Genomic DNA, 23,128 nt, shown 5'->3' with positions numbered 1-23,128 from the left:
GCGCCGCACCCCGCCGCCAGGGTTGAGGACATGACGGACGTGGTGCGGCTGGACGCGGTGAGCAAGGTGTACGGGAAGGGGCAGGGCGCGGTCGCGGCCCTGCGCGAGGTGTCGGTGGGGATCCCGCGCGGGAGCTTCACCGCGGTGATGGGACCTTCGGGGTCGGGCAAGAGCACGTTCCTGCACTGCGCGGCGGGACTGGACGTGCCGTCCTCGGGTTCGGTACGGCTCGGCGGCACCGAGCTGTCCGGGATGGACGAGACGGCCCTGACCGAGCTGCGCAGGCGGCGGGTCGGCTTCGTGTTCCAGGCGTTCAACCTGATCCCGGCGCTCACCGTGGAGGAGAACATCACGCTGCCGCTGCGGCTGGCCGGGACGCGGGCGGACCGGGCGTGGCTGGACGAGGTCGTCTCCCGGGTGGGTCTGCGGGGACGGACCGGCCACCGGCCCGCCCAGTTGTCCGGCGGCCAGCAGCAGCGGGTCGCCATCGCCCGTGCGCTGGTCACCCGGCCCGAGGTGGTGTTCGGCGACGAGCCGACCGGGGCGCTGGACACGATGACCGCCCGTGACGTGCTGACGCTGCTGCGGGAGATCGTGGACGGCACGGGGCAGACGGTGGTGATGGTCACCCACGACCCGGTGGCCGCCTCCTACGCCGACGCGGTGCTCTTCCTGGCGGACGGCCGGATCGTGGACTCCATGGCGGCTCCCACCTCCGAGAAGGTGGCCGAGCGGATGACCCGGCTGGGAGCGTGGGTGTGATGATCTCTCTGGCGATGAGGACGATCCGGCACCGCGGGGCCGCCTTCGCGGGCGCGTTCGTCGCCCTGCTCTGCGCCGCCGCGCTGGTCTGCGCCTGCGGCATGCTGCTGGAGACGGGGCTGCGCGGGAGCGTCGCCCCGGAGCGCTACGCGGGCACCCCGGTGGTCGTCACCGGTGACCGGTTCGCCCGCGAGACGATCCGCAAGTCGGCGGAGAAGACCAAGACCAAGGCCAAGCCGCTGGCCGAGCGGGCATGGGTTCCGGTGTCCCTCGCCGAACGGCTGCGCCGCCTCCCCGGCGTCTCGCGGGTGGTCACCGAGGTGACGTTCCCCCTCTACGTCGCCGGCCGTCCCTTCGAGGGGCACGGCTGGGAGTCGGCGGCACTGACCCCGTTCACCCTGAGCGCGGGCCGCGCGCCGCGGACGGACGGAGAGGTGGCCGTGGAGGCCGGGGCGGGACTGCGGCCCGGCGCGCGTGTGCCGGTGCGGACGCCGGCCGGTGACCGGACCTACCTGGTGACCGGCGTCACCGCTCAGGACCTGCCCGGCCGGGAGACGCTGTTCCTCTCTCCCGCCGAGGCCCGCCGCCTGACCGGCCGGCCGGGCATGGTCAGCGCCGTCGGCGTCTTCCCGGCGGTGGACGTGTCCGCGGCGCTGCGTGAGGCCGCCGCGGCCCCCGGCGGTGTCCCGGCACTCGCCGCCACCGGGGACGAGCGCGGCGCCGTGGAGTTCCCGGACGCCGAGCAGGCGAGGGTGCGGCTGATCAGCCTCGGCGGCGCGCTCGGCGGCACCTCGCTGCTGGTGGCGATCCTCGTCGTCGTCGGCACGTCCGCGCTGTCCGTCCAGCAGCGCCAGCGGGAGATCGCCCTGCTGCGGGCCGTCGCGGCCACTCCCCGCCAGGTGCGGAAGATGCTGGGTGGCGAGGCGCTGCTGGTCGGCGCGGTGGCCGGGTTGATCGGCGCGGCGGTCGGCATCGGCCTGGGGTTCTGGCTGCGCTCCCGGTTCGTCGCACTGGGCGCGATGCCGCCGAACCTGCGGCTGGTCGTCAGCCCGTTCCCGGTGTTCGCGGCGCTCGCGGCGACCGTGGCGGCCGCGTGGGCGGCGTCCCGGCTCTCGGCCCGCCGCGCCGTACGGATCCGCCCGGTGGAGGCGCTGGGCGAGGTGGCGCTGCCGGCCGCGCTGCTGCCGACGGGCAGGCTGGTCGCCGGGCTGCTGTGCGCCGGGGGCGGCCTCGCGCTGACGCTGGTGCTGTCGTCCCTGTCGACCGAGGCGGCGGCGAGCCCGGTCACCATGCTCACCGCGCTGGTGTGGACGGTCGCCGTGGCGCTGCTCGGCCCGCTGGTCGCGCGGGTGGCGGCCACCCTGCTCGGGGCGCCGCTGCGGGCCTTCCGGGCGAGCGGCCACCTGGCCGCGGCCAACCTGCGGGCCGGCGCGCCGCGCCTGGCCTCGATCATCGCGCCGCTCAGCCTGATGGTGGCGATGACCTGCACGATCCTGTTCACGCAGACCACCGTGGAGGACGCCGCCCGACGGGAGGCGGCGGCCGGCACCGTGGCCGGGCACGTCCTCGGCCCGCACCTGCCCTCCGGGGCGGCGGCGGCCCTGCGCGGCCTCCCGGGCGTCGAGGCGGTCACCGAGGTGCTGCACACCTCGGTGCGGGTGGGCCTGGAAAAGTACGGCGCGCAGGGTGTCACCGGCGAGGGCCTCGGCAGGACCCTCGACCTGGGCGTGGTCGCCGGAAGGCTGGACGGCCTCGGCGAGGACGCGGTCGCGGTCAGCCGTACGGCGGCCGAACGGCTCGGCGTCCGGGTGGGCGGGAGGCTCCGCCTGACGCTCGGCGACGGAACCCCGGCCGACCTGCGCGTCACCGCGGTCTACCGCCGCGGGCTGGGGTTCGGCGACCTCACGCTCTCCCACGCGCTGGTGGCCCGGCACGTGGACGACCCGCTCGGCACCGCGCTGGTCTCGGCGCCCTCCCTGACCCGGGCGGACCTCGCGCGGGCCGTTCCCGGCACCGGCGTGGCGGAGACGGCCGGAGCCGCCTGGGCCGGCCCGGCGAACGCCGAGGTGAACTACGTCGCGATGGGCCTGATCATCGCGTTCACCGCGATCGCCGTGGTCAACACCCTGGCCATGTCCACCTCGGCGAGGTCACGCGAGCTGGCGCTGCTGCGCCTGGTCGGTACGACACGGCGACAGGCGCGCCGGATGCTCGGGCTGGAGACCCTGGTCGCGCTCGCGGTCGCGGTGGCGCTGGGGACGGGCATCGCGCTGGTGACGCTCACGGCGTTCAGCACGGGCATGACGGGGTCGGCGGCGCCGTACGTCCCGCCGCTCGGCTATCTCGCGGTGGTCGGCGCCGCCGCCCTGCTCGCCCTCGCGGCCACCGCGCTGCCGGCCCGCGTCGTCCTGGCCCGGCACCCGGCGGAGGCGGTCGGCGCGCGGGAGTAGGCACGGAAGCAGGGACGGGAGCCCGGGACCCGGGGTCCGGACGGGCTCCGGCCTCCGGTCTCCGGCGGTGGGCCGGGGCGGGGCCGGGCGGCCGCGGCCCCGCCCCGCGTTTTCCCGGCTGATCCGTTTGGCCTCGTCAACCTGGGTATGGCCACTGATCTGGAACGAGGCACCGAGGAGGCGGCGATGACCAGGTTCGGATACTTCCTCTCCTGCGAGGAACACGACCCCAAGGAACTGGTACGGCAGGCGAAGCTGGCCGAGCGGGCCGGTTTCGAGGGGCTGTGGATCTCCGACCACTACCATCCCTGGCTGGACGCGCAGGGGCAGAGCCCGTTCGTGTGGTCGGTCATCGGCGCCATCGCCGAGGCGACCTCGCTGCCGATCACCACGGCCGTCACCTGCCCGCTGGTCCGCATCCACCCGGCGATCATCGCCCAGGCCGCCGCCACCAGCGCCGTGCTCACCGACGGCCGGTTCCGGCTCGGCGTCGGCACCGGCGAGGCGCTGAACGAGCACATCATCGAGTCCCGCTGGCCCCCGGCCTCCGAGCGGCTGGAGATGCTGGAGGAGGCGGTCGAGCTCATGCGGGAGCTGTGGTCGGGCAAGCTGGTCACCCACCGCGGTCTCCACTACGACGTCGACAACGCCCGCCTGTACACGCTGCCCGACAGCCCGCCGCCCGTCTACGTCTCCGGCTTCGGCAAGAAGTCGGTGGAGCTGGCCGGGCGGATCGGCGACGGGTACATCTGCACCGGCCCCGCGGCCGAGCTGGTGGAGCAGTTCCACAAGGCCGGAGGCGAGGGCAAGCCCACCCAGAGCGGCCTGAAGGTCTGCTACGCCACCGACGAGGCCGAGGCCCGCAAGACCGTGCACCGGCTCTGGCCGACCCAGGGCATCCAGGGGGAGGCGTCCCAGCTCCTGCCGCTGCCGCGGCACTTCGAGCAGCTCGCGGAGATGGTCACCGAGGAGCAGGCCACCGCCTCCACGCCCTGCGGTCCCGACCCCAAGAAGCACATCCAGTCGATCAAGGAGTACGTGGACGCGGGCTTCGACGAGGTCTACATCAGCCAGATCGGCCCCGAGCAGGACGCCTTCTTCGACTTCTACGCCCGCGAGGTGCTGCCCCGGGTGCGCTGAGGCCGGCGTGCCCCCGGCCGGCCCGCCGGGGGCACGCGCATCGCATCCTTACGTTCCGGCGCGCGTACACGGCGTAGTCGTCCCGACGTGACTTTTGGGGGCGGCGGGGTAAGGGGAGCCGATGAACAGTCGAGCAATTTAATTGGCATTGATGTCATTAGTTGCGATTTTGACCGGTTGTTCCTCAGCCGAACGGGAAACCGCCGAACAGGCGGCCACCCGTTTCTACGGCGCGGTGCACGACCGCCAGGGAGAGCAGGCGTGCTCGCTGCTGGCCCCCTCGGCGGCCGAGGGGCTGAGCACCGGCGGCCAGAGGTGCGCCAACGCCATCCTCGACCTCGAACTGCCCGGCGGACAGCCGGTGGACACCGCGGTCTGGGGCGACGAGGCGCAGGTACGGCTGTCGCGGGACACCGTCTTCCTGCACAGGTTCCCCCAGGGCTGGCTGGTGCGCGGCGCGGGCTGCACGGCCCAAGGCGAGCTCCCCTACCGATGCGAGGTGACGACCTGACATGCGCGTCATGTTCACCGTCACTTTGGTCCTGATCGGTGTCGGCTTGGCCTATTTCCTCGCCATCGGCCTTCTGCAGCGTTAGGGAGGGCTCCGTGAAGAACTTCATCAAGAACAACGCCCTGAGCCTGTTCTTCCTCGCCGCGTTCCTGCTGTCCCTGGTGGGGCAGTCGTTCGCCGGGAACGCCGACGCCAACCAGCAGCGGCTCGCCGAGGGCGGCGCGCCGCTGTCGTGGGTGTCCTACGTGACCTCCTCCGACTTCACCGCCGACGTCGCGGAGAACTGGCAGTCGGAGTATCTCCAGTTCCTGCTGTTCATCCTCGCGACGGTCTGGCTGGTGCAGCGCGGCTCCACCGAGTCGAAGAAGCCGGGCGAGGAGGGCGGCGAGAGCGACGCCGAGCAGAAGACGGGCCGGTACGCCGAGTCCGACAGCCCCGCCTGGGCCGCCGCGGCCGGGTGGCGGCGGTCGCTGTACGGCAACTCCCTCGGCCTGGTGATGGGCGCCGTCTTCGTGCTGTCATGGCTCGGTCAGTCGGTGTCGGGCCAGGCCAGCTACAACACCCAGCAGCTCGCGCAGCTGGAGGACCCGGTGAGCTGGGGCGAGTACGTCGTCTCGGCCGACTTCTGGAACCGCACGCTGCAGAACTGGCAGTCGGAGTTCCTCGCCGTGCTGTCGATGGTCGTGCTCTCCGTCTACCTGCGCCAGCGCGGGTCGACGCAGTCCAAGCCCGTCGGGGCCGCCCACGACACGACCGGCGTCGAGGGGTGAAGCCGCCCGAGGAGGACACCTCCTCGGACGACACCGGGCCTTCACACACCGGGCCTTCACACACCGGACCCTCATGCGCCGGGCCTTCACGACGAAACCCCCATGCACCGGGCTTTCACACACCGGGCTTCACCCGTCGAACCTTTCACGCACCGAACCGGCGCCGGAGAGGTCGTCAGACCTCCAGGCACCTTTCCCCCGCCACGATCTTCGCCCCCATGTTGCGCTCCATCATCCGCAGCGCGGCGTCCGCCAGGTCGGCGTGGATGCCGGCCACGCAGTCACGCGGAATCCTGATCGAGAAGTGCCGCACATAGGCGTCGAGCGCGCTGTAGAGGACGCACTGCTCGGTGACCTGGCCGGCCAGCACCAGGGTCTCGACCTCCTCCCGGTGCAGCAGATACTCCAGGGAGGTGCCGTAGAACGCGCTGTGGCGCACCTTCTGCAGGAAAGGCGCCTCCTTCGGGGGCAGCACCGGCTCGACCAGGTCGGGCCGCCGACCCGAGAGCGCCCGCCCCGCGAGGTCATCCCGGGTCACGGAGAAGTCCCCGTAGTTGTCGTTGACGTACACCAGCTCGACGTCGTCGTGTTCGTGCGCCCGGCGCATCAGATCGGCCAGGGGTTCGACGATCCCGGCGACGTTCTCGGCGAGCGGTTCCGCATCCTGATGGTCGTAGGGGTTCAGCATGTCCACCACGACCAGCGCAATCTTTCCCATGCATCGCTTCTCTCCCTTTCCGTCCCGTTCATTCGGCCCCGGTTTCACCGGTGGGCTCCCGGGTAGCCGCAGAGGCTCCGGAGCACAGAAAGGAGCGAGATGAAGACCGCACGCGAGATCATGACGCCGAGCGCCGAGTGCGTGAGGGTCGACGAGACCGTGCTCGATGCCGCGGGCAAGATGGCTCGCCTCGACGTGGGCTCCCTGCCGATCTGCGGCACGGACGACCGGCTCAAGGGCATGCTGACCGACCGCGACATCGTGGTGAAGGTGCTGGCCCGGGGCAAGGACCCGAAGTCCTGCCAGGCCGGTGAGTTCGTCCAGGGCGAGGCGGTCACCATCGGCGCCGACGACGATGCCAGGGAGATCCTCGGCACGATGGCCAAGCACAAGGTCCGCCGCCTTCCGGTGATCGACGGACACAAGCTGGTCGGGATGGTCGCCCTGGCCGACGTGGCGCGGGCACTGCCCGACGCGCCGGTGGGTGACCTGATGGACGCGGTCACCTCCGACTGACCCGCTGCCGGCGCCCCGGATCCTGCGTCTCCGGGGCGCCGGGCCCTTTCACCGCCCGGGCCGCCGCCCGGGTTTTTTCATGCCCTTGCGGGATCGCCGCGCCCACCGTACGGCGGGACGCACGATTCCCGAACGGTCGAACATTCTCCACAAATGTCACTCTGCGTAGCGATTCATTACATAGCGGAGCGTACGCTGTTGGACATGGTCGTATCGATACGGCGGTGCATGCGGCGCGGAGGAATCCTCCGCGCCCTGTATCTGACCGTGCTCGGTGCCACCGTGCTGCTGCACCTCGTGCTGTGCTCCCACGCCCACTCGGCCCACGCCCACTCGGGCCATCATCGTCATGGGGTCCGGGCCGTCCTTTCCGGAGAGATGTGCCCGGGAGAGGCCCGGAGCGCGACCGCCGGGTCCCGGCCCACCGCCGAATCCCTCCCCGCACCCGCCACCGGCTCCGGGACCACCGGCTCCCGGACCGCATCCGGCCCCCGGACCGCCAACGCCTCCCGGACCGCGTCCGGCTTCCACGCGATCACCCGCTCTCGCGCCGTGTCCGGCGCGACGGCGTACTGCGGCGGCACCCCGTGCCCCCTGCGGCCCCTGCTGCCCGCGGGCGAGGACCACACGCTGTGCGGGGCGGCGGCCGGACCGTCGATCACCACCCTCCGTGTCCTGCTCCCCGTCGGCCGCGCCGCCTACGACACCGCGGTCGCCGAGGTGGCCGCCGAAGCCCCGGCCGTTCCTGCGGCGCGGCGCTCCTCCCGTCCGGTCCGCCCGCTTCCCGGGGCGGCCCTACTCCTGCTCAAGTCTGTTTCCCGGGTGTAGCCGGTCCGTCGGCGCGCCCCGTCGCCCGTGCCGTCGGCGCGGGCCGTACCTCCGGCGTGCCCTGAGGCGGATCACCGGATCACCGGATCACGTTCAAGGGAAACGGACCATGACCTACACACTCAACTCACCAGACATCTCACTGCTCCCGACCGGCCGACTGGTCACCGGGAACACCTGCCACGCTCCGGAGCACGTCGTCGGGAACACCCCGGTCCTGTGGATCCCGGAGATCGTCACCGGCCGGGGCCGCGGCTTCTGGGCGAAGCTGGAGGGCGGCAACCCCGGGGGCATCAAGGACCGGCCCGCCCTGCACATCGTGGACCGGGCGCGCCGGTCGGGCCTGCTGCGACCGGGGGCGCCCATCGTGGAGTCCACCAGCGGGACCTTCGGCCTGGGGCTGGCGTTGGCCGGCATCGTCCACGGACACCCGGTGACGCTGGTGACCGACCCGGGGATGGAGCCGCTGATGCGGCACCTGCTCGCGGCCTACGGAGCCCGGGTCGTCGTCGTCACCGAGCCGCACCCGGTGGGCGGCTGGCAGCGGGCGCGACAGGACCGGGTGCGCGAACTGCTGGCGGGGCACCCGGACGCCTACTGCCCGGACCAGTACGGCAACCCCGACAACGTCACCGCCTACGCGGGTCTGGCCACCGAGCTCGCCGGTCAGCTCGGCCGGATCGACGTCCTGGTGTGCAGCGTCGGGACCGGCGGCCACAGCGCGGGTGTCACTCGGATGCTCCGCCGCTTCTACCCCGACCTGCGGCTCGTCGGCGTCGACTCGACGGGATCGACGATCTTCGGCCAGCCGGCCCGCCCCCGGCTGATGCGCGGCCTGGGCAGCAGCATCCACCCGCGCAACGTGGCCTACGAGCTGTTCGACGAGGTGCACTGGGTGGCGCCGGCCGAGGCGGTGTGGGCGTGCCGCCGCCTGGCGGCCCTGCGCTACGCCACCGGCGGCTGGAGCGTCGGGGCGGTGGCCCTGGTGGCGTCGTGGCTGGCCCGCACGATGCCCGGACACACGCGGACGGCGGCGGTCTTCCCCGACGGGCCGCACCGCTACTTCGACACCGTGTTCAGCGACGACTACTGCGCGGCCCACGACCTCCTCGGTGCGCCACCGGCCGCCGACCCGGAGGAGATCGCTCACCCCGCGGAGCGCGAGCCGGTCCGCTGGACGCGGTGCACGACCGTGGTCGATCCCCTCGCGGAAGTGCCGCCCGGAACCCTGCCCGGTACGGCGGGCACGGACCCGCCCGGCACGGCGGACGCCGTCACGGACGACCCCGGTACGGCGGGCGCCGTCCGGGAGGATCGGTGACCGGCGCCGCCGAGGGGAGGTTGATGGCGGGCACCCCGGCGCTCATCCGGTCCTTCGACCGGCCGGTGCGGCTGCTGCTGGTCAACCAGCTCACCATCAACACCGGCTTCTACATGCTCATGCCGTACCTCGCGGGTCACCTGTCCGGGACGCTGGCGCTGCCCGCCGCGCTGGTCGGGCTCATCCTCGGCGTCCGCAACCTGAGCCAGCAGGGGTTGTTCCTGGTCGGCGGGACGCTCGCCGACCGGCTCGGCTGCAAGCCGGTGATCGTGGCGGGGTGCGGGGTGCGGGCCGTGGCGTTCCTGATGCTGGGGGTGGCCGGCTCGGTCCCCGCGCTGGTGGCGGCCTCGGCGCTCACCGGGTTCGCCGGGGCGCTGTTCAACCCGGCGGTGCGGGCCTATCTCGCCAGGGAGGCCGGTGAGCGCAAGGTCGAGGCGTTCGCCGCCTTCAACGCCTTCGGCCAGCTCGGCATCCTGATCGGGCCGCTGGTCGGGCTGCTGCTCAACGGGGTGACGTTCACCCTGGTCTGCCTCACCGCCGGGGTGATGTTCGCCGCCCTCACGGTCGCCCAGGTGCGGGCGCTGCCGCCGGGCACGGGAGCCGGTCCAGCCGGTCCAGCCGGTCCAGGCGTTCCGGGGGCGGCCGGTGCCCCCGGAACGGCGGCCGGCGGGCGGGCTGGCTGGCGGGAGGTGGCCGCCGACCGGTCCCTGCTGCGGTTCTCGCTGGCCATGGCCGGCTCCTACGCGCTGAACTTCCAGATCTACCTCGGCCTGCCGCTGGAGGTCCGGCGGGTGACGGCCGGCGAGTTCGGGGTCACGCTCGTCTTCGTGGTCTCCGGCATCATGACCGTCATCGGGCAGGCCCGGGTGACGGCGTGGGCGGGCCGGCGCTGGGGGCCGTCCCGGGCCATCGTCCGGGGGCTCGTCCTGATGGGCCTGGCCTTCGTCCCGCTCGCGGTGGCCGCGCCGCTGACGGCCACCGCCACCGCTCCGCCGCCCGCCGCCGCCCAGGTCCTCCTGCTCCTGCCCGTGCTGGGCGCGGCGGTGCTGCTCAGCCTGGCCACGATGATCATTTACCCCTTCGAGATGACGACCGTCGTCGCCCTCGGTCCCGAGCACTCGGTGGGCACCCGCTACGGGCTCTACAGCACCCTGGCGGGTCTCGGCGTCGCCGCGGGCAACCTGCTGTCGGGGTGGGCGCTGGACCTGGGCAGGTCGGTGGGCCTGCCCAGCCTGCCGTGGCTCGGCCTGGCGGCGGTCGGCGCCGGATGCGCGGCGGCCGTGCGCGCCCTGGACCGGTCCGGGCGGCTGGCGGAGCGCCCCGCGGCCTCCCCGGAAGCGGCCTCCCCGGAAGCGGCCTCCCCGGAAGCGGCCTCTCTGGAAGCGGCCTCTCCGGAAGGGACCTCCCCGGATCCGCCCTCTCCGGGCGTGGCTTCCCCGGGGCCGCCGTCTCCCGGCACGACCCCACCGGATGCCACGCCGGATGCCGCCCCGGCGGCCCCGGGGCGGCATCCGCCCGGCCCGCCGGCGCGGGCGTCCGGAGCCCGTCTCAGGGACGCCGCCGCCGGGCGAGGTCGTGCAGGGCGGTGGCCAGGAGGTCGACGTCGTCACGCGAGGTGAAGAGCGCCGGCGTCACCCGGACGCAGTCACCCCGGACGGGCCCGCCCCGGCGCACGGTGAAGATCCGGTACCGGCTGTACAGGTCGTCGGTGATCGCGACGTTCTCGGCCTCCGAGGTACGGCCGGCGAACCGGAAGGCGGTGATCGCGCCGTACATCGCCGGGTCCTCCGGGGTCAGGATCTCCATGCCCGGGATGTCGCGCACCCGGTGGACCCAGCGGTCGCGCAGGAAGCGCAGCCGCGCCTGCTTGACCGCGGCGCCCAGGGCGTCGTGGAAGTCCAGGGCCGCGTCCACCGAGAGCACGGCGGCGGCGTCCAGGGTGCCGGAGTGGACGCGCGAACGGATGTCGCCGGCCGGATAGGTCTCGTCGGCGAACGCGAGGTCGATGTCGGCCAGGCGTTCCTTCCGGATGTGCAGGAAGCCCGTGCCCAGCGGCGCCCCCATCCATTTGTGCAGGGAGAACACGGTGAAGTCCGACCCGAGGTCGCCGAGGGTGAAGTCGAGCTGGCCCCACGAGTGCGCCGCGTCGACGATCACGTCGGCGCCGCGGGCGCGCGCCATCTCGACGATCTCCCTGACCGGCGTCACCAGCCCGGTGCGGTTGTTCATGTGGCTGAGCAGGAGAAGCCGTACCCGCGGGTGGTCCCGCAGCGCCGTGGCGTAGGCGTCCAGCACGGCCGACCGGGTCGCCGGCTCGGGGATCGCCAGCCGTTCGACCGTGACGCCGCGCCGGTCGCGCAGCCAGTTCATCGCGTACCGGGCGCTGTGGTAGTCGAGGTCGGCGTACATCACCGCGTCGCCCGGCCGCAGCCGGTTGTAGCCGCCGATCAGGTTCTGCAGGGCCTCGGTGCCGCCGCGGGTGAGGGCGATCTCCTCGGCGGAGACGCCGAGGAGGGCGGCGACGCGCCGCCTGATCCGGTCGGCCCGCTCCTTGTAGTCCGTGCGCAGCAGGTGGGAGTTCTGCTCGTTGAGCAGGTCCACGTTGCGGTGGTAGGCCAGGCGTACCGGCTCGGGCATGATCCCGTAGTAGCCGTTCTCCAGGTTCACGAAGTCCGGGCTGACGCGGTACCGCCGCGCGATGTCCTCCCAGAAGCGCTCGTCCCCGGCCGTCCGGTCCGGGGCGCGGCCGGCGGGGACGCCGGGGAGCGAGGCGGCCGGTCCCCGGGCGGCGGGCGGCTCCGGACCCCGCGGGGCCGCCGCGGCGAGGGAGGCGGTCAGCGCGCCCAACCCGGTGATCATCTCGCGTCTGGACACAGTCATCGAAATCCCCCGTACCGCATCAGCGGGCGACCGCGGCGCGCGCCGGCCGGCCGTCCTGAAGCGGAACCGGCGGGCCGGGCGGATCACTCCGGGCGGGGCCGCGGCGGCACCCTGGTCGACGCTTCCAGTGTGCGGTGGACCGGCGCCGTCACGCCGTCACCGCCGGTGCCCGGCGTGGCGCGGGCATCGGCGGTGACGGCGGAGGACGGCCTTGGCGGCGGAGGACGGTTTACTTGAAACCGCGCAGCCGCAGGCTGTTGGTGACCACGAACACCGACGAGAACGCCATGGCGGCTCCGGCGATCATCGGGTTGAGCAGCCCCATGGCCGCCAGCGGCAGGGCCGCCACGTTGTAGGCGAAGGCCCAGAACAGGTTGCCCTTGATCGTGGCGAGCGTCCGGCGGGCCAGGCGGATCGCGTCGGCGGCCACCCGCAGGTCGCCGCGGACCAGCGTGAGGTCGGACGCCTCGATGGCCGCGTCGGTGCCGGTGCCCATCGCCAGCCCCAGGTCGGCCTGGGCGAGCGCGGCGGCGTCGTTGACCCCGTCGCCGACCATCGCCACCGACCGCCCCTCGCTCTGGAGCCGCTTGACCACGTCCACCTTGTCGGCGGGCAGCACCTCGGCGATGACCTCGTCGATGCCCACCTCGGCCGCGACCGTCCTGGCGACGGCCTCGTTGTCACCGGTGAGCAGCACCGGGGTCAGGCCGAGGGCGCGCAGCCTCCGGATCGCCTCGGCGGAGGTCGGCTTGACCACGTCGGCGACCACGAGGACCGCCCGTGCCCTGCCGTCCCAGCCGACCGCGACCGCCGTACGGCCCGCGGCCTGCGCCTCCTCCAGGGCCCGCTCCAGGTCGGCGGGCAGGTGCTGCGACCACTCGGCCAGCAGCCGGGGGCGGCCGACGAGGACGGCGTGCCCGTCGACGACACCCTGGACGCCGAGCCCTTCGACGTTGGCGAAGTCCTCGGGAGTGGGCAGCTCGCCCACCCGCTCGGCGGCCCCCCGGGCCACGGCCTGGGCGATGGGGTGCTCGGAGGCGTGCTCCAGCGCCCCGGCCAGGCGCAGGACCTCGGCGTCGTCCTCGCCCTCGGCGGTGACGACGTCCACCAGGGTCATCCTGCCCTCGGTGACCGTGCCGGTCTTGTCGAGTACGACGGTGTCGATGCCGCGGGTGGACTCCAGGACCTCCGGCCCCTTGATCAGGATGCCGAGCTGGGCGCCCCGGCCGGTGCCGACCAGCAGCGCGGTCGGGGTGGCCAGGCCCAGGGCGCAGGGGCAGGCGATGATCAGTACGGCCACCGCCGCGGTGAACGCGGCGCCCGCGCCGTCGCCCGTGCCGAGCCAGAAGCCGAGCGTCCCGAGGGCCAGGGCGATCACGATCGGCACGAAGACCCCGGAGATCCGGTCGGCCAGGCGCTGGACCTGCGCCTTGCCGGTCTGGGCCTCTTCCACCAGCTTGGCCATCTGGGCGAGGCGGGTGTCGGAGCCGACCCGCGTGGCGCGGACGACCAGGCGGCCTCCGGCGTTGACGGTCGCGCCGGTCACCGCGTCGCCGGGCCGTACCTCGACCGGGACCGACTCGCCGGTCAGCATGGAGGCGTCCACCGCCGAGGAGCCCTCCTCGACCACGCCGTCGGTGGCGATCTTCTCGCCGGGCCGCACCACGAACCGGTCGCCCACCGCCAGGCGGTCGGCGGGGACGCGGACCTCGGCGCCGTCGCGCAGCACGGAGACGTCTTTCGCGCCGAGTTCCAGCAGGGCGCGCAGCGCGGCGCCGGCGCGGCGCTTGGAACGGGCCTCGAAGTAACGGCCGGCGAGGATGAACGCCGTCACCCCGGCCGCGGCCTCAAGGTAGATGTTGCCCGTGCCGTCGGTGCGCTCGATGGTGAGCGCGAACGGGTGGGTCATGCCGGGCGTGCCGGCCGTACCGAAGAACAGCGCCCACAGCGACCAGCCGAGCGCGGCGATCGTGCCGAGCGACACCAGGGTGTCCATGGTGGCGGCGCCGTGGCGCAGGTTGGTCCAGGCGGCGCGGTGGAACGGCCAGCCGCTGTAGACCACGACCGGGGCGGCCAGGGTCAGCGACAGCCACTGCCAGTTCGTGAACTGCAACGCCGGGATCATCGCCATCGCGATCACCGGGACGGCCAGGACGACGGAGGTGATCAGCCTGGCCCGCAGCGGGGCCAGTTCGTCGGTCTCCTCACGGGGTCCGTCCTCCCCGGCGCCCTCGGCGCGGGGCGGCGGGGGCAGCTCGGCGCTGTATCCGGCCTTCTCCACCTCCGCGACCAGATCGCGGGGGTCGAGGTCGGCGGGGAAGACGACCTTGGCCTTCTCGGTGGCGTAGTTGACGGTCGCCGTGACGCCATCGAGCTTGTTCAGCTTGCGCTCGATCCGGTTGGCGCACGACGCGCAGGTCATGCCGCCGATCGAGAGCTCGACCGCACCGGTGGCCGGCGGCCGGTCATCCGTGATGGAGGACATCACCTCTCCTTTCCGCGTCATGTCCTGGTCAGTGTGAGTGGTCTTCGGAGTGGTCCGGGCCGTTTTCCGGCGGCTCGGGTGTGCCGTTCTCCGGCGGCTCGGGCGTGCCGGACGGGCCGGCCGGAGCCGCGGCCGGCTCCTCGGACGGCGACCTCTCCGGCGCCGGGGCGTCCCCGGCGCGGACGGTGAAGTCCGCCGTGCGCACCTTGCCCCCGTGTTGGAAGTCTAGGAACAGCCGGTAGGTGCCCCGGCTGGGCACCTCGGCGTAGAAGGTGACGTCCGGGCCGGACGGCGTCCTGCCGTCGCCGGGCTCCCCGTCGGGGTGGACGTGCAGGTAGGCGAGGTCGCCGTCGCGCAACGCCACGAGGTGGCCGTAGGCGCCGAGGTACGGCTGCAGGTCGGTGACCGGCCGGCCGTCCTTGCTCACCTTCAGCGTGACCTTGCTGGAGCGTCCGGGCGCCAGGTCGCCGTCGAGGGTGACGGTGTACCCGTCCACCTCCGCCGTACGGCGCGGCTCCAGCGGCCCGGCCGGCTTGTAGTCGCCGCCCGCGCGCAGGTCGGCGCCGAGCGTCAGCGGCCGGCCGCCCTCGGGGGCGAAGTCGGCGAACGCGCGGTACGCGCCCGCCTCCGGCAGCGTCAGCCGTACCGACCAGACGCCGTTCCCGGCCTCCTCGGGGTGCAGGTGCCGGAACACGCCGAGGTCCCGAGAGACCACGATGAAGTGCAGTTTCTTCTCGTGCTGCGTCTGGTAGGCGGTGACCGGGCGGCCGTCCGGGCCGGTCACGGTGAACCGGAGGTCGGTCTCCTCGCCGGGGGTGAACGCGGTGGTCTCGGGGGCGAGGGTGTAGCCGTCCTGGGAGATCTGCAGCCCCGCCGGGGCGGACGCCGGGGCGTCCGTCCCGGCGTCGCCGTGGCCGCCGTGTCCGGCGTCCGGCTGCCCGGTGGGCGCGGCGTGCGCCGGGTGGGCGGTGCCGGTCGTGGACGGCGTGGCCGCCGGGCCCACGGCCTTGCCCGCGCCCAGCGCGCCGCCGAAGACCACGGCGAGCCCGAGGGCATAGGCCCCGATCCGGGCCGGGGTGTTCATGACGTGGCCCCCACTTCGTAACCGGCCTCCTGGACGGCGGCGGTGATCGCGGCCGTGTCGACCGGGGCGTCGCTGGTGACGGTCATCGCGCCGGTGGCGAGGTCGACGTCGACGCCGGTGACGCCGGGAACCTGGCCGACCTCCTCGGTGACCGAGCTGACGCAGTGGCCGCAGGTCATGCCGTTGACGGTGTAGGTGGCGGTGGTCATATCCGGCCTCTTTCCTCGTTATTTTTACCCCTGGGGGGTATCCGTACATCGACAACATACCCCTCCCCCGTTCTATTCCTCAACTCCGGCATCTGATGCGGGCGGCCCCGGGCCCGGCCACGGCGGCCGCGGAAAATAGGCGCGACATCGCCGCCGGGGAGCGGGAGGATGGTGCTCCCGTACATTCGCGAGCCGGCGTGCGGCCCGGTGTGTCACGCGGCCGTGAGAAGGAGACCCCCGGTGCACAGCTTCAGGCGCGACCTCGCGTTGCTCCGGGACAGGCGCTTCACCCTGCTGTTCGCGGCCCGGACCATCTCGGTGCTCGGCAGCTCGTTCGCCCCGGTGGCCCTGGCCTTCGGCGTCCTCGGGCTTCCCGGGGCCACACCCAGGACGCTCTCGACGGTGCTGACCGCCGAGTCGCTGCCCATGGTGGTCTTCATGCTCGTGGGCGGGGTGATCGCCGACCGGTTCCCCCGGCACCGGGTGATGATGGCCGGTGACGGGCTCAACGCGGTGGCGTTCTTCTCCCTCGCCGCGATGATGCTCACGGGGTGGACCCCGGTTCCGGTCCTGGCGGCGGCCGCGGCGCTCAGCGGGATGGCGATGGCCGTCCTCTTCCCCGCCCTGGCCGGCATCGTCCCCGAGGTCGTCCCCGCCGACCGGCTGCAGACCGCCAACGCCCTGCTGGGGCTGGGCGCCAACAGCTCCCGCGTCGCCGGGCTCGTGCTGAGCGGCGCCACGGTGGTCCTGATCGGCGGCGGCTGGGCGCTGGCCGTCAGCGGCGTCATGTTCGCCGTGGCGGCCCTGCTCGTCGCCGCGCTGCGCCTCACCCCCGCCGAACGCGCCGCCGGGGAACGGCACTCCGTCCTCGCCGACCTGCGCGGCGGCTGGCGCGAGTTCATCTCCCGGCAGTGGCTGTGGGTCGTGGTGGCGCAGTTCTCGGTGCTGGTCATGGCGGCGCAGGCCGCGCACGGGGTGCTCGGCCCGCTGGTGGCCAAGGAGAGCCTCGGCGGAGCCGCGGCCTGGTCCGCGGTGCTGACGGGCGAGGCGGTCGGCATGATCCTCGGCGTCTTCCTGGCGTTGCGGCTGCGCCCCCGCCGTCCCATCCTGCTCGGCACCGTCCTCACGGTGCCGACGGGGCTCCCCTACCTCCTGCTCGGCGTCGGAGCCCCGCTGTGGGCGGTCGTCGCCGGAGCCGTGGTGATGGGCATCTGCTTCGACCTCTTCGGCGTGCTGTGGAACACCACGATGCAGCGGGAGATCCCGCCCGCCTCCCTGTCGCGGGTCAGCTCCTACGACGCCCTGGGCTCGCTGATGTTCGGCCCGCTCGGCCTGCTGCTGGCCGGCCCGGTGGCGATCGCCACCGGGCCCCGGCCCGCCCTGGTGGGATGCGCCGGGCTCATCCTCGTGGTGTCCCTCGCCGCGCTGCTCTCCCCCGGTGTCCGGGGCCTGCGGGCCCCGGACACCGCCGCGGAGGACCGGGAGCCGGCGGGGGACGCGGAGCCCGGCTCGCCGGTGAGGGCCGGGCGGCCCGGCACGCCCGCCGGAGGCCCCGGGCCCGCCGCGGACGACCTGGAGCCCGCCGGGTGACGGGGCCCGGCCACCGCCCGCCGTCCGGCCCGCCCGCGGGCGGCCTGCCGGGTGGGGAGGCCGCCCGCCGTACGGTCCGTCAGTAGCCGAGGGCGCGGTCGGTGAAGCGCTTGGCCAGGAAGGGCGTCTTGAACTTCGGGTAGGCGACCGTCTTCGGGTCGCCGTCGGAGGTGTACCGCTCGTCGGCGTGCGCCTTCAGCCAGTCGAGCCAGGCGGTGGAGCAGAACTTCGCGCAGTCGCCTTTCTTGTCCATCGACCGGATCCGCGGGATGCCGAGCGGGTCGAACTTCTTGCTGAACGGAGACTCCGCCGGGGTGTACCCGGCGAGGAACATCCCGCCGAAGTCGTAGCCGGTGTTCCCCGACCCGCCCTTCAGGCCCCACTCCTTGGTGCTCGGCTGGTTCCCGTACGGCAGGGCCAGCGTGACCGGCTTGAAGTTGATCAACTTGCTGACCAGCTCCTGACCGGCGCCGATCTCCGCCGTCACCTGCTCCTTGGACTTGCCGTGCAGGTTCTTGTGGTCCCGCGTGTGGTTGCCGATGTCATAGCCCCTGTCGTGCAGCCAGAGCAGGATCTGGGCGGCCTCCTCCGGGAGGTTCTCCTTCCCGAACAGGTCGCGGGTCACGTAGAACGTCGCCACGGAACGGAACCCGGGGTTCTTCTTGGCGACCTCCTCCAGGATGCCGACGGCGGTGTTCGGCATGGGGTTCCCCGTGCCGTCCAGGGTGACCTGGGAGGGGGAGGAGTCGTCGAAGGTGAGCACGACCGGGTGCTTGCCGGCCGGGATGTCGATGTGCCCGGTGACGTACTCGGCCGCGGTGACCGGGACGTAGCCCTCCCGGGCGAGCCGCTCCAGTTCGGTGCGGAACTGCTGGGGAGTGCGGTCGTCCTGGGTCGCGGGTTTGTCCACCACGCGGTGGTACATCAGGACCGGTATCTGGCCGAGCTCGTTGGCGTGGGCCCCCGCGGCCTTCGCCAGCCTGGCCTGGAGAGTCGCCTGCTGGGCGGCGGCGGCCGATTTGGCCGCGGCCGGCTTCGCGGCTCCGGCGTTCGTGTTGTGTGAGTCGTTCTGCCCGGACGCGCATCCGGCCAGCAACGAGCCCACCGCCGCGGCGACCATACCGGTCCTGACCACCTTGAGACGGTTCATTGAATCCCCCCAGCGCACTGATCAAGTGCCTGTTATCCCCCGCTGACCTGCGGATGGATCTCCACGTGGAGCAAAGGATTCATACCCGCGGGACAGAAATCGCAGGCAGTGACGATGGTCAAGGATTGAGGGCGCCGGGACGAGGATGACCTACGAAACCAAGGGGGCGATAGCCGTACTTTTGGACAGAAGTCTTGAAAGGGACGAATGGTACGGCGGTGCGGGCCCGGTCCCGGGAAGACATGACAGGATCAGTCCGCGGCGCCCTTGAGGGCGGAGCGGTCGATGAGCGACATCCCGGGTACGGCCCGCATGCCCAGCCGTGCGTAGTAGGGCTGGAGTCCCTCCTCGCAGAGGAGATCGACCGAGTAGAAGCCCTCGGCGCCGGCCAGGACCCTGCGCATCAGCTCGGTGCCGATCCCCTGCCCCTGGTACTCCGGCAGGACCTCCAGCCACGGGATGTAGGCCGTCAGGACACCGTCGCTGATCATGTTGACGAAACCGACGACGCGGCCGGTCTCCTCGTCGATCGCGATGACCGCGCGGTGGCTTCCCCGCAGGACGGCCAGGTGCTGCTCGGGCGAGGCCGGCGTCGGCCACCCGACGAAGAAGCCGGTGAGCCGGTCGGCCTCGATCGTGTCGACGTCGTCGGTGTAGCGGATCACGGTCACTCCTCGCGGTGGGGCGCCGGCGTCGGCCGATCAGCCGGATCCGCAGAAGATATCCACCGGGGTTCCGGTCGTCGACCGGATTTTCGGACGGCCGGATCATGGGCGGCCGGATCATCGGGCGGCCACCGGTCCGTCCGGTGCGGGCACGCGGTGGACAGGTGGGGCACGGTAGATGCTCTAGGCGCTCAGCGGGTGCTCAGCGGGCGGGCTCGGAGTCCAGGCGCATCCGGAGGCGGACCCGGGAGCCCTCGTCCGCCTGGTCGATGGTGAGCTCGTCGCAGAGCTGGCTCATCAGCCACAGCCCGAACCCGCGCACCGTGTCCGTGGGGCGCTCGGGCGGGACGTGCTTGGCCGCCAGGTCCCCCGAACTGTCGGTGATCTCCACGGTGACGCAGGTGGCGTTGTGCCAGATGCTCAGCGTGCCCTCTCCTCCGCCGTGCTCCAGGACGTTGATGACCGCCTCGTTGGCGGCGAGGAGCAGGTCGTCCAGCCGGTCGCCGTGCATGCCCGCCAGGCTCGCGTGCCGGAGCAGACGCTCGCGCAGGGCGGTGAGGTCGTCATCGATCGGCCAGTGCTGACCGCGGTCGCCGGTCACGACACCCCCCTGAGCTTCGCGCTGCCCGGCAACCACCGGGGCGAGCCGACCCGCTCCGGAACCGGATGTTGCCGATGACTTGTCGATGCCGGGCATCTGCCCGCTCCAGGCCGACTTACGACGGCTCGGGCGGACGGAATATCCCTCGGGTCGCCGTCCGCCGGGAACCGGCCCGGTCACGCCGGATCCTCGTTCCGCCGCAGGAACCCGACGGCATCCTCGACCGTGGGATGCACGGCGAAGGCGTCGGTGAGCCCGGTCAGGTGGAAGATCCGTCGTATCCGGGGGTGCGGGTCGGCGATGGCGAGATTGCCCCCGCGGTCCTGGACGAGCTTGCGGATGGCCAGGAAGACCCGGATGCCGGTGGAGTCGCAGAACGACAGCCCGGCGAGGTCGATGACGAGGTGCTGCCGGTCGGAGCCGATGGACCCCAAGAGGTCGTGGCGGAACCGCTCGGCGTTGGTGTAGTCGAGCTCGCCCGACACGGCCAGGAGGGACACCCCCTCCGCCGGGCCGCCGGACGCCGCCACGGCGTCGTCGGGCACGGTGCTGACATGGACGGCAGTGCTCACGGGCGACCTCCGCAGGCGGCCGAAGGGGAAGGGGGCGGGAGCGGAGCCGTCACCCGGACGGCGCGAACGCGAACCGGCGGGCGCCTGCCGGACCCCGGGGCCCGGCGTACCGGAACCGAGATGATCCGCTGGACGCCGACATCGTTCACCCGCAATCTCGATTCCTCTCGCGAGGCCGCTGACCACGTCGCGGCCCCCCGCCGCGTGGCCGGGCCGCCCCTGATCGCTCTAGCCTATTAAATCCCCAGAATTCACGATTGGTACCCCTTTACCGATCGACTGACTGGTGTCCCCGGCGGATCACCCCGGACCCTCCGGGACGCATACCTTGTTCCCATCGGGAATGAATGCCGCTTCGGGAACGAACGCCGCGGAGAACCGGCCGGCCCAGCGCCGCCGTCCGGCGGCCGGAGAAGGGAGAACCCATGCAGGTCGACGTCAGGCTTCTGCCCGGTGGAGGTTCCTATACGGCGGAGGTCGGCGGCGAACGGGTGGGGCGGCTGGACCTCAGCCGGCACGACGGCGCCATCGCCTACACCCACACCGAGGTCGACCCCCGTTTCGAGGGCAGGGGCGTGGGCGGCGCGCTCGTCCGGGTGGCGCTGGACGACGCCCGGTCCGAGGGCGCGAAGGTCGTCCCGCTCTGCTCGTTCGTCAGCGCCTGGATCCGGAAGCACCCCGAGTACGCCGATCTGGTGAAGGACACCTGACCGGCTCTCCCCGGGCCCGCGTCCGGGGAGGGGCCGCACCCGCACCCGGGCCCGGGCACGCGGCGCCCACCCGGTCCGCCAGCATGGACGCATGCTGCATCATGTCGAACTCTGGGTGCCCGACCTCGACCGCGCGGTGCGGTCGTGGGGGTGGCTGCTCGGGGAGCTGGGATATCAGCCCTTCCAGGAGTGGGAGGCGGGCCGGAGCTGGATCCTGGACGGCACCTACGTCGTCGTCGAGCGGTCGCCCGCCCTCACCTCGTCCACGCACGATCGATGCCGACCGGGTCTGAACCATTTGGCCTTCGGCGTAACCGGACAGGCGCGGGTGGATGAGCTGGTCAGCGCGTCGGCCGGGCACGGGTGGACACTGATGTTCCCTGATCGCCACCCCTACGCGGGCGGAACCGGCCATTACGCAGGTTATCTTGAGAACGAGGACGGCTTCGAGGTCGAACTCGTCGCGGTTCGCGAGCGCTGAGCGCGGCCGTACGGCATGGTTATCAGGAATCACCTGGTTGATGTGGGTTTGCCACGTGGGCTTACCGTGTGAACCAGATCAGGGTCCGATCCCTTGCTAGGCTGCAGGGAACCGTTTGAACCGGGCGTTGTCTCACCCCGGCAGGTGAGACCGTCGAGAAGTGGGGTCACACCGTGAAGAAGCTGCTCGTTCTGGTGCTTGTCGCCGTTGGGGGACTGCTGGTCTGGCGCAAGGTGCAGGCTGATCGCGCCGAGCTCGACCTGTGGACCGAGGCCACCGGCGGCGAGAACTGATCAACGCGGCTACCGATTTGGGTGCTTTCATGATCCCTGCTCGCGATGGGGAAGCAATGCCCATCAGGCTCGCCTGTCTGGATCTGGCAGGCACCACGATCGGTGATATCGCCATGGTTGAGCGGGCGTTCGCCGACGCGATCGCCACTCAGGGCATCGTTCCCGGGACCGGTGCGTACGCGCGCGCCATGGTGCACGTGCACCGGTCCCGGGGATGCCCGACCATCGAGGTCTTCCGCGGCATCTTCCCCGACAACGAGGCCCAGGCGCAGGCGGCCAACCTCACCTTCGAGCGCTCCTACCAGGGCGCCATCGGCCGCGCGGGCCTGGTTCCGGCGCCCGGTGTCATGGAGGCGCTGGACGATCTCCGCGACGCCGGCGTCAAGGTGTGTCTCACCACCGGCTTCAGCCGGGCGATGCTGGGAGGCGTCCTGGAGGCGCTGAGCTGGTCCGGCAAGGTGGACCTCGCCCTGAGCCCGGAGGACACCGGGCGAGGCCGTCCCATGCCCGACATGGTCCTCGCCGCGGTCCTGCGCCTCGGCATCGAGGACGTCCGGCAGGTGGCGGTGGCCGGTGACTCCGAGAGCGACATGATCTGCGGCCGCCGCGCGGGCGCCTCGGTGATCGCCGGCGTCCTGACCGGGGTCCACAGCAGGGAACGCCTCCTCAAGGGCGGCGCCACCCACCTCGTCGGCTCCGTCGCCGACCTCCCCGCCCTGCTCCTCGGCGGCAGGCCGCTCCAGCCCACCGCCGCCTCCGCCGCTCTCTGACCGTTCGGAAGGTACGGCGGGGCTCTGCCGTACGGCCCCGCCGCGGGACCATCGCCGAGTGGCGCCGAAGCGGGTCCTGTTGCTACGGTGTACGACTGGAAGCGAGCCGTGTCCCGGATAAACCCCGGCGACCCCGACGGCTCACCGGGGGCCTTAGCTCAGTTGGCAGAGCGCCTGCTTTGCAAGCAGGATGTCAGGAGTTCGAATCTCCTAGGCTCCACCACCCTCATGACACGAAGAAGCCCAGGTCAGACACGGTCGCCTCACCTGGGCTTCGATCTTCATTCGGCCTCGCCTGTCGCGTGCCCGATCACTCTCCGTGCGTTCCGCGGGCGAGTTCATCAAGTGGTGGCGCGCTGCTGCTCCGCGCCACATGTGGCCTGAGAACCGATCACGACACGGGCGCCGTGCGGGGCATCGCCGTAGGCGCGCCCGCTGCGTCTCAGTGCCTCGCCAACCACCGGCCCGCCTCCCAGGCGCTACGAGCGCCTTCGGGGGCGTTTCCCTGCTCCCGTTCACGTCGGTCGCGTTCCGCGTTCGCATGGCGCAGCGCCAGGAAAGCCAGGCCCACTGCGGTGAGCATGGTGAGCAGCAACAGAGTGAGTCCCGCTGGCAATGACAG

The 23,128-nt window shown here is 72.5% G+C and carries 23 protein-coding genes and 1 tRNA gene; 15 read left to right on the top strand and 9 right to left on the bottom strand.

Annotated features, from left to right (window positions below; genetic code table 11):
- Positions 1–30 precede the first annotated feature (30 nt).
- From HDA43_RS15960 to HDA43_RS15940, 5 genes are all read left to right on the top strand, one after another.
- Complete coding sequence (locus HDA43_RS15960) at positions 31–762, top strand: ABC transporter ATP-binding protein (protein WP_179821495.1); 732 nt, start codon at positions 31–33, stop codon at positions 760–762.
- Positions 762–3,212, top strand: a complete 2,451-nt coding sequence (locus HDA43_RS15955) for an ABC transporter permease (protein WP_179821492.1) — start codon at positions 762–764, stop codon at positions 3,210–3,212. The genes HDA43_RS15960 and HDA43_RS15955 overlap by 1 nt, the downstream gene beginning before the upstream one ends.
- A 186-nt stretch (positions 3,213–3,398) precedes the next feature.
- On the top strand, positions 3,399–4,352 hold the full coding sequence (locus tag HDA43_RS15950) for an LLM class F420-dependent oxidoreductase (protein ID WP_179821490.1): 954 nt from the start codon (positions 3,399–3,401) through the stop codon (positions 4,350–4,352).
- A gap of 169 nt (positions 4,353–4,521) precedes the next feature.
- Positions 4,522–4,863, top strand: a complete 342-nt coding sequence (locus tag HDA43_RS15945; protein WP_218911739.1) for a hypothetical protein — start codon at positions 4,522–4,524, stop codon at positions 4,861–4,863.
- Positions 4,864–4,958: 95 nt separating this feature from the next.
- Complete coding sequence (locus HDA43_RS15940; RefSeq protein ID WP_179821486.1) at positions 4,959–5,633, top strand: DUF6766 family protein; 675 nt, start codon at positions 4,959–4,961, stop codon at positions 5,631–5,633.
- A 175-nt stretch (positions 5,634–5,808) separates the two neighbouring features.
- Here the strand turns inward: HDA43_RS15940 and HDA43_RS15935 are convergent, their stop codons facing one another.
- Positions 5,809–6,351: a cysteine hydrolase family protein gene (locus HDA43_RS15935; RefSeq protein ID WP_179821484.1), complete on the bottom strand. Its 543-nt coding sequence runs from the start codon at positions 6,349–6,351 to the stop codon at positions 5,809–5,811.
- A 99-nt stretch (positions 6,352–6,450) separates the two neighbouring features.
- On the opposite strand from HDA43_RS15935, the gene HDA43_RS15930 reads away from it, so the two are divergent.
- The 4 genes from HDA43_RS15930 to HDA43_RS15915 all read left to right on the top strand — a co-directional run bounded on the left by HDA43_RS15930 (position 6,451) and on the right by HDA43_RS15915 (position 10,635).
- Positions 6,451–6,867, top strand: a complete 417-nt coding sequence (locus HDA43_RS15930) for a CBS domain-containing protein (RefSeq protein WP_179821482.1) — start codon at positions 6,451–6,453, stop codon at positions 6,865–6,867.
- Between the two features lie 204 nt (positions 6,868–7,071).
- On the top strand, positions 7,072–7,695 hold the full coding sequence (locus tag HDA43_RS15925; RefSeq protein WP_179821480.1) for a hypothetical protein: 624 nt from the start codon (positions 7,072–7,074) through the stop codon (positions 7,693–7,695).
- A 109-nt stretch (positions 7,696–7,804) separates the two neighbouring features.
- Positions 7,805–9,016 carry a PLP-dependent cysteine synthase family protein gene (locus tag HDA43_RS15920; RefSeq protein ID WP_179821478.1) on the top strand — a complete coding sequence of 404 codons (1,212 nt, stop codon included), beginning with the start codon at positions 7,805–7,807 and terminating at the stop codon, positions 9,014–9,016.
- On the top strand, positions 9,013–10,635 hold the full coding sequence (locus HDA43_RS15915) for an MFS transporter (protein ID WP_312873299.1): 1,623 nt from the start codon (positions 9,013–9,015) through the stop codon (positions 10,633–10,635). Before HDA43_RS15920 ends, HDA43_RS15915 begins: the two co-directional genes overlap by 4 nt.
- Here HDA43_RS15915 and HDA43_RS15910 read toward each other — a convergent pair.
- The 4 genes from HDA43_RS15910 to HDA43_RS15895 form a co-directional block, all read right to left on the bottom strand.
- Positions 10,565–11,896 carry an aminotransferase class V-fold PLP-dependent enzyme gene (locus HDA43_RS15910; protein WP_179821475.1) on the bottom strand — a complete coding sequence of 444 codons (1,332 nt, stop codon included), beginning with the start codon at positions 11,894–11,896 and terminating at the stop codon, positions 10,565–10,567. The two genes, HDA43_RS15915 and HDA43_RS15910, sit on opposite strands and share 71 nt — an antisense overlap.
- A gap of 229 nt (positions 11,897–12,125) precedes the next feature.
- Entirely contained in the window at positions 12,126–14,381 is a 2,256-nt protein-coding gene (locus HDA43_RS15905) for a heavy metal translocating P-type ATPase (protein ID WP_179821473.1), read from the bottom strand.
- Between the two features lie 28 nt (positions 14,382–14,409).
- The gene (locus HDA43_RS15900) at positions 14,410–15,465 is read right to left on the bottom strand and encodes a DUF8832 domain-containing protein (RefSeq protein WP_246424002.1); all 1,056 of its coding nucleotides are present in this window, start codon (positions 15,463–15,465) and stop codon (positions 14,410–14,412) included.
- The gene (locus tag HDA43_RS15895; RefSeq protein ID WP_179821471.1) at positions 15,462–15,674 is read right to left on the bottom strand and encodes a heavy-metal-associated domain-containing protein; all 213 of its coding nucleotides are present in this window, start codon (positions 15,672–15,674) and stop codon (positions 15,462–15,464) included. The genes HDA43_RS15900 and HDA43_RS15895 overlap by 4 nt, the downstream gene beginning before the upstream one ends.
- A 240-nt stretch (positions 15,675–15,914) precedes the next feature.
- Between HDA43_RS15895 and HDA43_RS15890 the strand changes: the two genes are divergently transcribed.
- Entirely contained in the window at positions 15,915–17,264 is a 1,350-nt protein-coding gene (locus HDA43_RS15890) for an MFS transporter (protein WP_312873298.1), read from the top strand.
- A gap of 79 nt (positions 17,265–17,343) precedes the next feature.
- Here HDA43_RS15890 and HDA43_RS15885 read toward each other — a convergent pair whose 3' ends face one another.
- From HDA43_RS15885 to HDA43_RS15870, 4 genes are all read right to left on the bottom strand, one after another.
- Positions 17,344–18,414 (bottom strand): polysaccharide deacetylase family protein, encoded by a 1,071-nt coding sequence (locus HDA43_RS15885; RefSeq protein ID WP_179821467.1) that lies wholly within the window; start codon positions 18,412–18,414, stop codon positions 17,344–17,346.
- A 251-nt stretch (positions 18,415–18,665) separates the two neighbouring features.
- Positions 18,666–19,079, bottom strand: a complete 414-nt coding sequence (locus HDA43_RS15880; protein ID WP_312873297.1) for a GNAT family N-acetyltransferase — start codon at positions 19,077–19,079, stop codon at positions 18,666–18,668.
- 202 nt (positions 19,080–19,281) lie between these two features.
- Entirely contained in the window at positions 19,282–19,680 is a 399-nt protein-coding gene (locus HDA43_RS35950; RefSeq protein WP_179821462.1) for an ATP-binding protein, read from the bottom strand.
- Positions 19,681–19,856: 176 nt separating this feature from the next.
- Positions 19,857–20,252 (bottom strand): STAS domain-containing protein, encoded by a 396-nt coding sequence (locus HDA43_RS15870; RefSeq protein WP_179821460.1) that lies wholly within the window; start codon positions 20,250–20,252, stop codon positions 19,857–19,859.
- A gap of 425 nt (positions 20,253–20,677) precedes the next feature.
- Here HDA43_RS15870 and HDA43_RS15865 point away from each other — a divergent pair, with 425 nt between their 5' ends.
- From HDA43_RS15865 to HDA43_RS15850, 5 genes are all read left to right on the top strand, one after another.
- A complete protein-coding gene (locus HDA43_RS15865) occupies positions 20,678–20,962 on the top strand; it encodes a GNAT family N-acetyltransferase (protein WP_179821458.1) in 285 nt (94 codons plus the stop codon).
- 91 nt (positions 20,963–21,053) lie between these two features.
- The gene (locus tag HDA43_RS15860) at positions 21,054–21,443 is read left to right on the top strand and encodes a VOC family protein (RefSeq protein ID WP_179821456.1); all 390 of its coding nucleotides are present in this window, start codon (positions 21,054–21,056) and stop codon (positions 21,441–21,443) included.
- A gap of 173 nt (positions 21,444–21,616) precedes the next feature.
- Complete coding sequence (locus HDA43_RS34385; protein ID WP_229811953.1) at positions 21,617–21,736, top strand: DLW-39 family protein; 120 nt, start codon at positions 21,617–21,619, stop codon at positions 21,734–21,736.
- A 56-nt stretch (positions 21,737–21,792) separates the two neighbouring features.
- On the top strand, positions 21,793–22,506 hold the full coding sequence (locus tag HDA43_RS15855) for an HAD family hydrolase (protein WP_246424001.1): 714 nt from the start codon (positions 21,793–21,795) through the stop codon (positions 22,504–22,506).
- 147 nt (positions 22,507–22,653) lie between these two features.
- Positions 22,654–22,729: transfer RNA gene (locus HDA43_RS15850), tRNA-Ala, on the top strand.
- Positions 22,730–23,128 lie beyond the last annotated feature (399 nt).

Origin of the sequence: Streptosporangium sandarakinum, from assembly GCF_013409935.1 — a bacterium.
GTDB lineage: Bacteria > Actinomycetota > Actinomycetes > Streptosporangiales > Streptosporangiaceae > Streptosporangium > Streptosporangium nondiastaticum.
Note: the sequence above shows the minus strand (reverse complement) of the source record. Positions and strands in the feature narration are given on the sequence as shown.